Raw genomic sequence first — 12449 nt, 5'->3', positions numbered from 1 at the left:
ACAAGACGAAGCCCTCGGGGTCGGAGTAGTAGCGCCGCCCCCCACGGTCATGCCAGCCCACCTTGACCACACCGTCGCCGGCGGCGTGGACCCACCTGCCGTCAACCGTAAAGGCCCCGGTCCAGAGCTGGCCGTCGTCGATGTCGAGGCGGTAGCGCTTGCCGTCGAGGTCGAGCCAGCCGCGCACCATCTCGCCCCTGGCGTCGTAGTAGTAGGTCCGGCCGTCGAGGGAGGCCCAGCCGGGCGTGACAGCCCCCGAGTCGTCGGCGCGGTACCACAGGCCGTCAACCGTGTACCAGCCGGTCCAGAGGTGGCCGTCGTCGATGTCGAGGCGGTAGCGCTTGCCGTCGAGGTCGAGCCAGCCGCGCACCATCTCGCCCCTGGCGTCGTAGTAGTAGGTCCGGCCGCCAAAAACCTGCCATCCAGGTTCAGAGGTATCTGGGGCATTGAACGGCGTAAATGCACTCTGGTCAACACCACCAATTATACCAGGAATGGAAGCACTACTTGTATACTGCCACCCATGAAACGACGGCTCATATGGATTGGCAAATGTAAGTCGATAGTTATACTGCGCAACCCACGAAGTCAGCCGCCAGATCTTAGGAGAATTGAGCGGTCCCTGAAGATAGCTCGTGTAGCTGTATACGTTAACATTGCCAATGCCGTAAGACTTAAGCGTATCAACATAGGCTGACACAATGGATTCGTAGACGCTGACTTCAGTTGGGGGCGTATGGCCTGTCCACGTCCACTCTTCAAGGTCATAAAAAATCGGAAGCGTGGGATCAGCCCCATATCGGTCAATCAGTGCCGCCGTCCAAATCGCCTCTTCTTTTGCAAAAGCATCATCATAGGCGTAACTATACAGATAGAGACCATATGGAATCCCGAGTCTTTCGCACTCTGCGATGTTCCTGGCTGCATAATCATCCTCATTACCAGTACCATACCCGATGCGAATGATTGCCGCGTCCACCCCTGATGCTTTAACCTGGTCCCAGTCAATTACGCCCTGCCATTCAGACACGTCGATAACGCGCGCCGCATGATCAAGATAAACGGTCCCATCACCATTATAAAACGTTGTATCGTCCCAATATGGAGACGTCGCAAAGCTCTGAATCCCATCTGCAGCAGACATTTGGCGGGGGTTGGGCATGTCGTCATAGTACTTACTGGCGTAAGCCTTGAGCTCCTCGTAGCAAGCATCTAAGGACAGAGACTCTGGCAGATACAGAGTCTCGTGCTCCCGGGGGGGCTCCTCCGCAGAGTCAGACACTTCCGTGACAGGCTCATTCACGCTCGTGCCGATAGCATCACCAGCCTGTTTAACATCGTCTCCTTGTGCACCGTTTTCCTCAGGCACCTCCAATGCATCAAGCACTTCTGTAAGCTCATGCTCACAATCCGTGTCGAGCATACCGTCAGGTTGTTCTGCTGCAGAGAGCTCGCCCCCATGCGACAGGATTTCACTCGCAAAGGCAGGAGATGCGCCGGCCATAAGAAGAGCGGCCACCAAGAAGAGACTTACAGATATTCTCATAGAGAAGTACATGCTCACTCCTCATCACGCGTTGGCTCCGAACAGAGATATGACGCATTTTGGGCATCATTAGGCAAGTATATACATACATTGCGGGATCGAACCGCCATCAGTGGTTAACGTCTGCAACGGGATGGACTGAGATGGTTGATCGGCTAGACAAGCTCATCAACCCCTTTTGTAATGATGCCCTCGGATGGGGGCATCTTATTGAAACAGGGCCGTAAAAGTCCAAACAATCCGTTCCTGTAGGAATAAACTGCCGGCGCGTCCTCGATGAAGAAGCCCGGGGTGAAACTCATAGAGTACGCGCCAGCAAACTTGATGAGAACAATGTCTCCCTCGGCAAGTTCCGCGCTGTCGTGGAGCTCGCACATCCTGTCGCTCTCCATACAAGTAAACCCGCAGAGTTCCTGTTTGGCGACAATCCCCTGAGAAGCAGTAAAGAGCTCCATGGGATACGAGGTCTTCTTCATCTCGTGGTCGATGTTCAGGCGGGAGAGCTCGCTCACCACGAACCGCGTTCCTCGGACGTCCTTGGCATCGACGACGCGGCCGACGTAATACCCGGGCGTGCAGATGACCGCCCCGCCGGGCTCGACATAAAGCGAGACGCGATTCCTATCCAAGCCCGAAAGCTGCTCAGAGATGGCGCGCGCATATTCCTCGTACTTGCCCTCGTTACGCTTGCCGCCACCGTAATAGCCTCCGCCCATGTCGACGTAGGCGAGGTCTTCGGCGAGGGCATAGTCATCGATGATCTTTGCGGCATGGGAGGCGAGCACGCGATACGTCCCTGGGAACCGGCCGTACGTCGTCACGTGCATGTGGAGGCCCACGACGCGAGCGCCGGGAATCCCCCTGATTTCACTGATTGCCCAGGCGAGGTCGCCGTCCTCATAGCAGAAGCCGAACCTGCCCGGCTCCGAGCCACCGATCGTCTGTCCGGGACAGAACCTCTCGAGGTCGATGTTAGCGCGCACCCCCACTCGAATATCCGCATCCCCTTCCTCAGAGAGCTCCCTCAGCCACCTGATCTCCCGGCGGGAATCCACGTTGACGACAGAGCCGCTCCGGACGGCGAAGCGGAACCACTCCCTCCCCTTCACCGGGCCGTTGAAGATGATCTGGTCCGGTGAGAAGCCGCGCAACAGGGCGAGGTGATACTCCTCGTCGGAGACGACCTCTGCCATGCACCCGCACTTCCGGGCCTCGTCGAGAATCCACGGGAAGGGATTTGTCTTGACCGAGTAGCCCACGCACGACCTCGGTCCCCATGACTCGGCCAGGGCGCGAGAGAAATCGAGGAGGTTCTTCTCGAGCTCCTCCGCGTCAAAGATGAAGCAGGGCGTGGCCAGCCCCTCGAGCTGCTCTCTGGAAAACATGGACCCCCCTTGCCCTAGCAGTACGCAGCCGAGTCGCCGTAGCGCTCAACGAAGAAGTCGGAGAACCTATTGAGGGCCATCTCGGTCTTGTAGTCCTCAAAGAGCTCCCTCGGGCCGAACTTGGGCTCATAGCCGAGGTTTCTCCTCGCCTTGTCGACGTTCATGAAGTAGTTGACGCAGTCGTGCATCTCGGGTCGATAGTCTTTCTTCGGGGCGGGGTCACCGGCGCCAAAAACGTCGATGATCGTCGAAACGAGCGTGTCCAGGGAGGTCATGCTCCCGGTGCCAACGTTGTACATTCCGCTTACGCCGGGGTCGGCGAAGAGCTCTCGCCAGGCCATCTGGCAGAAGTCCTTCACGTAGATGAGGTCCATGCCCTTCTCGGGGTCTCCCCAGACCTCGAGGTCCCTGCCCTCGAGAGCGCGCTTGATCATGAGGCGATACGAGCTGGTCGCGGGCTTGCCGTCATGGTAGAGGGTCTTGATCTCGGGCATGTAGCAGTAGATGTTGGGGAGTCGCAGCCCAAAGAACGCAATGCCGTACTCCCGCTCGTAGTTCCTGCAGATGTCCTCGGCGGCGCACTTAGTGATCGCGTAGACGGAGTGGTCTCCCGTAAGGGGGACGCGGCGGGGCATGTCGTCCATAAGCTCCGTCAGCTCGTTGAAGTACCCGTCGTAGTCCGAGATCGTCTGGGTATAGATGATTCTCGTCGCTCCGCTGCGACGGGCGTACTCGAGAACGTTGAGCGTCCCCATGACGTTGGACTGCACGTACGCGCGAGGGTCATAGCCCTCCATGTAGGCGGGAAGAGCTCCCGCAAAATGCACGACGGCATAGACGCCCTCGTCGGGAAGCGACCCAAAGGTGGACTCGTCATCGATGTCAACCTGCGCATAGGAAACCTTGCCGGGGTACCTTGCGCCGAAGAACGCGACGGGGTGCCTTCCCGTGGCAACGACCTCCCATTCGTCGGAGAGCTCGGAGGCAAGGTGGTCGGTCGTGTAGAGGCCGAGCGTTCCTGTTGCGCCGAAGACAACGATTTTCTTCTTGTCCATCATCACTCCCTTGGTTGGTATTCCTAAACTCCCAGTGAATAGACCAAAATCCCGCCCACGATAAGCGCGAGGGCAAGCGCCTTCCTTCGCGTAATCCGCTCCCCAAAGATAACCACACCGAAAAAGGTAACGTAGATGTAGCTGGTGGCCTCGAGTATGGGGCCTAAGGACAGGGGCACCACCTTATAGGAGACGACGGAGAGCAGGGTCGCGCACACGAAGATGGCGTACGCGAAAATGACTTGCGGATTGAGATATTCTGCCAGCACGGAGTCATGCTCCTTCATCGCCGACTTCTTGAGGAGAACCTGCGAGACGGCGCTTATGAAGACGCCGAAGAGATAGATTCCGGAGAAGACGAGAAGCCCGGCGCTCACTTCTCCTCACCGTCCTTCTCGTCCCCGTCGGTGGAGTACAGGACGACACCCGCCATAACAATCGCGGCTCCCACGACCATGCTGGCGGTAACCTGCTCGTGGAAGAACATAAAGCCCCAGACGATTCCCCAGACGACGGTCACCGCCTTATTGGCAAACGCGACAGAAAGCGGGAGTCGCTTGATAATCTGCTGCCACGCAATGGCATAGACAAAGAGCACGAGAAGCATGCACCCGTAAAGCGCGACGAACTCGAAACTGAGGAAGGGCTGCGAGGAGGCAAGCTTGCTGAATATGCCCGAAAGCGAGTAGACGAGGAGGAGCACGTGAAGGGCAGCGAAGATGCCCGCACTCGCCCGCCGCCTCACACCATTGCCGAAGCCTTCACTCATGGCTGCGCCAGACCCCGTCATACGCGACCATCTCGCTGTGATACAGCAGGTTCGACCCGTCCTCGGCCCTCACCCGAACGACGTCGAAAAGGCGGTTCGTGACATCATCTATCTCCTCGTACGAGCCCGCGGCAAGGTAGATCCTTATAACATAGGGCTTGTCGCCCACTCCATGGCGGATGAACTCGCCGGGGGCATAGTACGAAAGGACGTCACGCACCTCGGGCATACTCTCCGCCTCCTCAAGACCCTCGATCGACGCGATGGAGCCCTCGTACCCGTGAAAGTAGAGTCCGGCGCTCACGCGGTCCAGATACGGGGAATGCCCGGCCAGCCTTTCGCGAACACGATCTCGATCGTAGACGTAGTCGAGAAGAAGCTCCTCAACCGAAACGTCCGAGGCGAGCTCAAGAAGCTCGTGCTCGTACCCAAAAATTCTTCCGGCGCACTCGCACACCTGTAGACCCCGGCCCTCGCTCCAGAAGAACTGCATGCAGAGTGGTCCGTCTTCCATCCCGACGTAACGCGCGACCCTGGAGACTATGTCGCGGGCTTCCTCAATGACAATGTCCGTGAGTCGGCTGGGATACACGATCCTGCTCACGTGGGGTGTGGCGTGAGCAATCTCGTGCGACTTTTCGCGGTCCGCGATCTCAAGGACCACGGGCTCGCCGTCGACGATCCAGTTCATCATGTTGAACTCAAACCCGTCGTTGTACTCCTCCGCGATGATGTAATCCGCGTCAGAGAACGAGGAGGTCTCGTCAAAGTACTCGATAGCCTCCTCGGGCCCGTCGATGACGTGGATGCCGTGGGAGCCGTAGGCGTCCACCGGCTTGACGACGCACGGGAAGCGGAGGTCTTCAAGATCCTCCGGCGCGGTTTCCCTGCGCACCATCACCGACTTGGGATGCGGGACCCCCAGCTCATCGAACATGCCCTTCATAAGCACCTTGTCGCGTAGGAAGCGGAGATGCTCGGAGTCCAGATAGGTGGGGAGACCCGTTCTTTCGGCAATCGCGACAAGGTTCTCGGCGAGGACGTCCGAAAAGGACGAGATGATTCCGTCGGCACGTTCTCGCGCGCACATCTTCGCCACAGCCTCGGTGTCCCTCACGTCAATGGTGTACGCCTTGTCAGCCACTCTCTTTGCGGGTCCGTTCTCGTAGCCGTCGCACACTATTACATAGATGCCACGACGCTGAGCCATTCGAACGAGCTCAACAAACTCGTCCATAGACCCCAGAACAACGAGGCGATGACTAGTCTCACGCATCTTCGTCTCCCCCATCCTCGATAACTTCCTTAAGTACGTACTGGGGCGTCTTGCTCACGGTCATCGTGAGCCGACCGAGATACTCGCCGATGAGTCCAAGGAAAAGGATGATGATGCCCGAGCAGAGGATGATCGTCACCATGAGCGAGCTCCATCCCGTCTGGATGGAGGGGTCAAGCAACTTCTGCACCACGAGCAGCACCGCCCAGACCAGTCCGAGCAGACCGAGGACCGCACCGGCGATGGAGGCGAGCCTGAGCGGAACCATCGAGAAGTTGAGTACCGTTGACCACAAGCGGACGAGGGTCCTGAGCGTATACCCCGACGTGCCAACCTCGCGCTCGAAGTGCTTGACCGTGACGTTGACCATATTGTGGGTCGTACGAAACATGAGGCCTTGGATGTAGACGTAGGGCCCGTCATACTTGATCATCTCATCGGAGACGAAGCGCTTCATCACGAGGAAGTTACTCGCCTCAATGCCCTTGGGACGACCGGTGAGCACCCTCATAGTCCACAGCGTGAAATCGGACCCGAGACGACGCCACAGAGCCTCCTTGTGCTGCGGGTACTGGGCGAAGACGACATCATGCTCGCCCTTCTCAATCTCATCGAGCAGCAGTCCGCACTGGGAGGGATGGGTCTGCATGTCGTCGTCCATCAACATGACGTAGTCTCCATGAACGTACCTGAGGCCGGCGATGATGGCGCTGTGCTGGCCAAAGTTCTTGGCGAAGTTGACGCCGATAATTGACGGGTTATCTTTGCAGAGCGAGCGAATACGGTCGAAGGTTCCGTCGGTCGAGCCGTCGTTCACGAGTACAAACTCGTAACGATACCCCTTCGAAACGAGAACGTCTCGGGTCATGGTAACGACCTTTTCGATAGTGAGCTCGGAGTAGTAGCACGGAATGACTACCGAGACGAGTCTCCCCCCTGCCTTGAGGTTACTTCCTGCCATAGAACTCCCTGACGGCGTTGATGACGGCATCGCGGTCGCTCTCGGCCAGCCCGTAGTACAGGGGCAAGCGCACGAGACGATCTGATTCGGACGTAGTGAAGGTATCCTCGCCCGCAAAGCGCCCATAGCGAAGCCCGGCGGGAGAGGAGTGCAAGGGCACATAGTGGAAGACGGCACTGATCCCGCGCCTCCCAAGGAAGGAAATCAGCTTGGTGCGCTCCTCGAGATCTCGACACTTGAGGTAGAACATGTGCGCGTTATGGGCGCACTCCGCAGGCACCGTTGGAAGATCCACGAGACCGCGCTTCGCGAGAGGGAGGAATGCCTCGTGATACGCATCCCAGGTTGAGAGGCGGTCCTCGTTGATCTTGTCGGCAACCTCGAGCTGGGCCCAGAGGTACGCCGCATTCATGTCGCTCGGAAGGTAGCTGCTTCCGTACTCCTCCCAAGTGTACTTGTCCACCTGACCGCGGAGGAAGCGCTGCCTGTTGGTCCCCTTCTCGCGGACAATCTCAGCGCGCTCGTTGTACTTCTCGTGGTTGATGACGAGCGCACCTCCCTCACCCATCGAGTAGTTCTTGGTCTCATGGAACGAGTAGCAGCCAAAATCGCCGATGGTCCCAAGCGCGTGCCCCTTATAAGTGCTCATCACCCCCTGGGCGGCATCCTCCACGACAAGAAGGCTGTGGCGGCGGGCGATGTCCATGATCGTGTCCATCTCGCAGGCGACGCCGGCATAGTGGACGGGAACGATGACGCGCGTGCGGTCAGTAATGGCAGCCTCGATCTTTGCCTCATCGATGTTCATGGTGTCAGGGCGAATGTCGACGAAGACGAGCTTAGCGCCCACGAGCACGAAGGCGGTCGCCGTGGTGGAGAAGGTGAAGCTAGGGAGAATGATCTCATCTCCGGGCTTAATGTCACAGAGAATCGCCGCCATCTCGAGCGCCGTCGTGCCGCTTGTCGTGAGCAGTGCCTTCTGTGCCCCGAACCTCTCCTCGATCCACCCGTCGCAGCGCTTTGTAAAGGAGCCGTCGCCGCAGATCTTGCGGTTGACTGTCACGGCCTCGCGCACGTAGTCGAGCTCCGTGCCAACGTACGGAGGGACGTTAAACGAAATCATCTCTGGTTACTCCTCGGAAAGGATCCTGCGGTTGCCGTACATGCTCTCGAAGTACTGCCGATAGGAGCCGCTCGTGACATGGTCGACCCAGCGCTGATTGCCCAGGTACCAGGAGATGGTGCGGCCGATACCGTCTTCGAATGGGGTCTCGGGCTCCCAGCCAAGCTCATCGTAAATCTTGTCCGGAGCAATTCCGTAGCGACGGTCGTGACCCTTGCGGTCCTCGACATGCCTGATGAGGTCCGAACTGATGGCCGGGTCACCGAGCCGCCCGGAGAGCTCCGAGATAATTCGTTCGACGATGTACATGTTGTTGCGCTCGTTGTGGCCGCCCACGTTGTAGACCTCTCCGACGCGTCCCCTCTCGAGCACGAGATCAATCGCTTTACAGTGATCCTCAACGTAAAGCCAGTCGCGTACGTTGAGTCCATCCCCGTAGACCGGAAGAGGCTCGTGAGCCATGGCGTTGTGAATCATAAGGGGGATAAGCTTCTCAGGGAACTGGTAGGGACCGTAGTTGTTCGAGCAGCGAGTAATGTTGACGGGAAGCCCGAAGGTGTCCGCATAAGCGAGGACAAACATGTCCGCAGAAGCCTTGGAGGCGGAGTAGGGGCTGTGGGGGGAAAGCGGGGTACTCTCACGGAAGAACGCGTCAGGCTCGTCGAGCGAGAGCGTGCCGTAGACCTCGTCAGTGGAGACCTGGAGGTACCTGTGGTCGCCCGGTCCGCTCTCGCTCGTCCACGCGTCGCGAACCGCGTCGAGCAGCGAGATGGTTCCGAGCACGTTGGTGACCGCAAAGACCGAAGGATTCTCAATCGAGCGGTCGACGTGGGACTCAGCGGCAAAGTTCACAACGTAGGTGGGATCATACTCGGCAATCAAGGCACGCATACGCGCGCGATCGCAGATGTCTGCGTGAACAAAGGTATAGCGCGGGTCGTCCTTGACGGGGGCAAGATTCTCCAGATTGCCCGCATAGGTAAGCGCGTCAACGTTCACCACACGCACTCCATCATGGTTAGCAAGGACAAACTGAACGAAGTTGCTCCCGATGAATCCTGCGCCTCCGGTAACCAGATAGGTCTTCATTTATCGAATTCCTCCTAGAAGGGCTGCTTGCTCGCGATACGCCTGAGATACCTGCCGTATTCGGCCTTGTCGTGTCGATCTGCCGCTCTGAGGACGTCTTCGCGGGTGATCCAGCGCGCATTGAAGGCGATCTCCTCGAGAGCAGCGATTTTCACGCCCTGGCTCCGTTCGATGACGCGAATGAACTCACTCGCCTCATAGAGGGAGTCGACGGTACCGGTATCGAACCAGGCGAACCCGCGGCCAAGCGTCGTAACGCTAAGCATCCCCTTCTCGAGGTATATGCGATTAAGGTCCGTAATCTCGTACTCGCCGCGCGCGGAGGGCGTAAGCGACTTCGCGTATTCGCAGACGTGGCTGTCGTAAAAGTAGAGGCCGGTAACCGCATAGTTTGATTTGGGGTGCTCGGGCTTCTCCTCAATGGAGAGGGCACGGCCGAACTTGTCGAACTCCACCACGCCAAAACGCTCCGGGTCCTCTACGTGATAGCCGAAGACCGTGGCACCGCGCTCACGACGAACCGCGTCGGCAAGGTAGCCGGTCATGCCGCTGCCGTAGAAGATGTTGTCTCCCAGAACGAGAGCGCACGAGTCTCCGTCGATGAAATCCTCGCCGATGACGAAAGCCTGCGCGAGACCATTTGGCTCAGGCTGGACGGTATAGCTCAGTCGGATACCAAGATCACTCCCACTCTTAAGCAGGCGCTCAAAGTTTGGAAGATCTTCCGGAGTCGAGATGATAAGGATGTCCCGAATGCCTGCCATCATGAGAACAGATAGCGGATAGTAAACCATCGGCTTGTCATAGACAGGAAGCAGCTGTTTTGAAGTCACCGAGGTGAGGGGGCTGAGCCGCGTACCAGACCCACCGGCAAGAACGACGCCTTTCATCAATTCTCCAACCTATTAGGCTATCGATGACAGATATTGTACTGGGAGTAAGGTTAGCACAGACAACAAAAGAGGATTCGCCTCCATCGATATCATCGTAAAGCACACAAGCAGAGATATGGAGTTGAACTACAACCTTTTCGAAAATTAGATCATTTGGAGCTGGAGGGTTTTCCCAAGCTCAAGCAACAGCTTCTTATCACGATCAGATACTAGAAGTATCAGCGGTGGAATCAATTCCTCAATTCGAAAAAACACGTAAACACTGATAGATTTGATGCGAGAATCGCAAGCTTCCACTCAAGAACGCATTCCTGAAACAGACTCGAACTCAACAAGGGGAGTACCCAAAACATAAACGAATGGATATGCGCTAGTCCCCCATTGCCTTCAGCCATCCTGCCCCTGTAACCTAATTATTGGCGACCCGCGTCCCCGGGTTCATGGACGACGGCCGGTCGTTGCCGATCGCCTCGTGGTGCCTGGCGAGCCTGGCGGCGTTCGCCTCGGCATCCCGCCTCATAGGGCAATGAGCGCGAACAGACCACCCATGTTCTTGCGATAGTCAACCCCGAACTCGCGAGCCAAGGAGTCGGCGAGCGTCTTCTGGCATGCCGCCGCGTCCATCGGCGCCGTGGTGTAGCGCAGGTGCAGGAGCGGCCAGACCTCGAAGCAGGGGTTCGACCAGAGGGCGTGGAACGTGCAGGCGGAGTCCGACGCCGCCGCACACTCCCTCTCTACCCGGTCGAACTCGTCCGCCGGGAAGTCGTCCTTGTCGAACACGAGCCAGACGTGGTCGAAGGGGTCGGGCGCGTATCGGCAAAGCTCCTCAGCGTACTCGAGCAGGCCGAGCGTGTGCTTGCCGCTGCCGCTGCGCCAACCGCGCCTTCCGGCCGCCATGGCCTAGCCCCATTCCTCGATGCGGGTAAGGTGCGGGTCGGCCCCGTAGCGGCCGGAGAGGTACTGCTTGTCGAACGCCGCGTTCTTGCTGACGAGGTTGCCGTTGGGCTCGTGCAGGTCGGAGAGCGACCAGAGCTGGCTCGCCTCGCTCTCGTCGCGCGCGGCGAACCAGATCTCGTCGCGGCGGAACACGTCGTTGCGCATGGTGGACACGTCCTGGCTGGTGAAGATCAGCTGGGCGCCGCCCTTGTTCACCTCGGGGTCCTTGAACAGGAGGATCACGTAGCGAAGGAGCTTGGGGTGAAGCTTCGCGTCGAGCTCGTCCACGAGGACGGTGCCCCCGTTCTCCAGCGCGCTCAGGAGGAAGCGGGCGAGCCCCATCAGCTTCTGCGTTCCCGCGGACTCCTCGGAGAGGCGCAGCTCGTAATCGGAGCCCCCGACCGAGTGCCGGACGTACACGCGCTGACGCTCGCCGTCCCCGTCGCGCTCGACGCGGAACCCGTCGACGTGCACGTCGACCGCCTTGAGGAAGCGGACTATCTTGGGAGAGTCCCTCTCGTCGAGCATGTCCTCGAGAACGTGCTCGAGGTAGCAGCTGTTGTAGTTTAGGTAGATGCAGTCGAGGAACCAGCTCGCTGCCTGGTGCACCGACTCCAGGTCGCTGTTCATGTACAGATACGAGAGGTACGGTATTGTCGGGTTAAAGTTCACAGATACCCCCGCGCGACGCAGGGACGGTCCAAGCTCAAGCTCCTCAGCCATTCAATTGAACAGCGTCGCCGAGCGGGAGGCCCCCACCTTACGCCGGAATAAATCCTCGCTGACTATCTCTGACGCACTGACCGCGAGTCCATAGCGATACTCATAGTCGCCGACACGGTAGTAGACCTCGAACTCCGAGGGCTGACGAGAGTGTGCGGCATCAAACGCAAACGGAGAGCAGCGCAGGAGTCGAGGCGTAGATCCCTCCGGCACGCCCTTGCCACGCATTAGAGAGAAAATCGGTCGCGCAACGGCGTTTTTGACGTATCCAAGCGCCTCGAGGAGGTTGGATTTGCCGCCAGCGTTAGGCCCGTAGACCGCGGCAACTGGAAGAAAACTCTGCGCATCGGAACTCGTTCGAAGGGACCGTGAGAACTCCTTCATGGAAGACGCCTACATCGTGAGCGTTGTCTCATCACGATAGGACCGGTAGTTGCTGAACGTAAACTGGCAAAGCATTTGCTTACCTGTCTCTCTAAAACGTCATTTAATCACAAATTTCAACTATTTATTCTAATTAAAACGCTTATATAGGTTCAATCAAGCTCTTTTACTGTCGGTAGCATCAACTCAGCCTTCGTCCAGAGATTTGCATTCCATAACGGGAGCCGTTCACGCGCCGAAAGCTGTGTTGATTACGTCACCATAGTTGAATTGCTATGAGAAGCCCTCCTCTAGCGACAAGGCAATAGC

At 58.2% G+C, this 12449-nt stretch carries 13 protein-coding genes; all 13 read right to left on the bottom strand.

All coding sequences use genetic code 11. The annotated features are described in order from the left end of the window. On the bottom strand, positions 1-1558 hold a 1558-nt coding region (locus tag INF26_RS03970; RefSeq protein ID WP_269747146.1), incomplete at its 3' end, for a GH25 family lysozyme. 143 nt (positions 1559-1701) lie between these two features. Beyond that, on the bottom strand, positions 1702-2931 hold the full coding sequence (locus INF26_RS03965; RefSeq protein ID WP_193529404.1) for a type III PLP-dependent enzyme domain-containing protein: 1230 nt from the start codon (positions 2929-2931) through the stop codon (positions 1702-1704). A gap of 14 nt (positions 2932-2945) precedes the next feature. After that, complete coding sequence (locus tag INF26_RS03960; protein ID WP_193529403.1) at positions 2946-3986, bottom strand: NAD-dependent epimerase/dehydratase family protein; 1041 nt, start codon at positions 3984-3986, stop codon at positions 2946-2948. Between the two features lie 23 nt (positions 3987-4009). Next, the gene (locus INF26_RS03955) at positions 4010-4363 is read right to left on the bottom strand and encodes a multidrug ABC transporter (protein ID WP_193529402.1); all 354 of its coding nucleotides are present in this window, start codon (positions 4361-4363) and stop codon (positions 4010-4012) included. Further along, on the bottom strand, positions 4360-4755 hold the full coding sequence (locus tag INF26_RS03950) for a transporter (protein ID WP_193529401.1): 396 nt from the start codon (positions 4753-4755) through the stop codon (positions 4360-4362). Before INF26_RS03950 ends, INF26_RS03955 begins: the two co-directional genes overlap by 4 nt. Continuing rightward, complete coding sequence (locus INF26_RS03945; protein ID WP_193529400.1) at positions 4748-6046, bottom strand: ATP-grasp domain-containing protein; 1299 nt, start codon at positions 6044-6046, stop codon at positions 4748-4750. Before INF26_RS03945 ends, INF26_RS03950 begins: the two co-directional genes overlap by 8 nt. Then, positions 6024-6992 carry a glycosyltransferase family 2 protein gene (locus INF26_RS03940; RefSeq protein ID WP_193529399.1) on the bottom strand — a complete coding sequence of 323 codons (969 nt, stop codon included), beginning with the start codon at positions 6990-6992 and terminating at the stop codon, positions 6024-6026. Before INF26_RS03940 ends, INF26_RS03945 begins: the two co-directional genes overlap by 23 nt. Beyond that, positions 6979-8115, bottom strand: coding sequence for a dTDP-4-amino-4,6-dideoxygalactose transaminase (rffA, locus tag INF26_RS03935; RefSeq protein ID WP_193529398.1), 1137 nt, complete (start codon positions 8113-8115; stop codon positions 6979-6981). Before rffA ends, INF26_RS03940 begins: the two co-directional genes overlap by 14 nt. A gap of 6 nt (positions 8116-8121) precedes the next feature. Beyond that, positions 8122-9204: a dTDP-glucose 4,6-dehydratase gene (gene rfbB / locus INF26_RS03930; RefSeq protein WP_193529397.1), complete on the bottom strand. Its 1083-nt coding sequence runs from the start codon at positions 9202-9204 to the stop codon at positions 8122-8124. Between the two features lie 14 nt (positions 9205-9218). Continuing rightward, a complete protein-coding gene (rfbA, locus tag INF26_RS03925; protein WP_193529396.1) occupies positions 9219-10094 on the bottom strand; it encodes a glucose-1-phosphate thymidylyltransferase RfbA in 876 nt (291 codons plus the stop codon). A gap of 519 nt (positions 10095-10613) precedes the next feature. Continuing rightward, a complete protein-coding gene (locus INF26_RS03920; RefSeq protein WP_193529395.1) occupies positions 10614-10994 on the bottom strand; it encodes an RloB family protein in 381 nt (126 codons plus the stop codon). A gap of 3 nt (positions 10995-10997) precedes the next feature. Next, complete coding sequence (locus tag INF26_RS03915) at positions 10998-11663, bottom strand: AAA family ATPase (RefSeq protein ID WP_193529394.1); 666 nt, start codon at positions 11661-11663, stop codon at positions 10998-11000. Positions 11664-11756: 93 nt separating this feature from the next. Next, a complete protein-coding gene (locus tag INF26_RS03910; RefSeq protein WP_193529393.1) occupies positions 11757-12140 on the bottom strand; it encodes an AAA family ATPase in 384 nt (127 codons plus the stop codon). Between the last annotated feature and the right edge of the window lie 309 nt (positions 12141-12449).

This window comes from Thermophilibacter gallinarum, assembly GCF_014982725.1.
Classification (GTDB): Bacteria; Actinomycetota; Coriobacteriia; order Coriobacteriales; family Atopobiaceae; genus Thermophilibacter; species Thermophilibacter gallinarum.
Note: the sequence above shows the minus strand (reverse complement) of the source record. Positions and strands in the feature narration are given on the sequence as shown.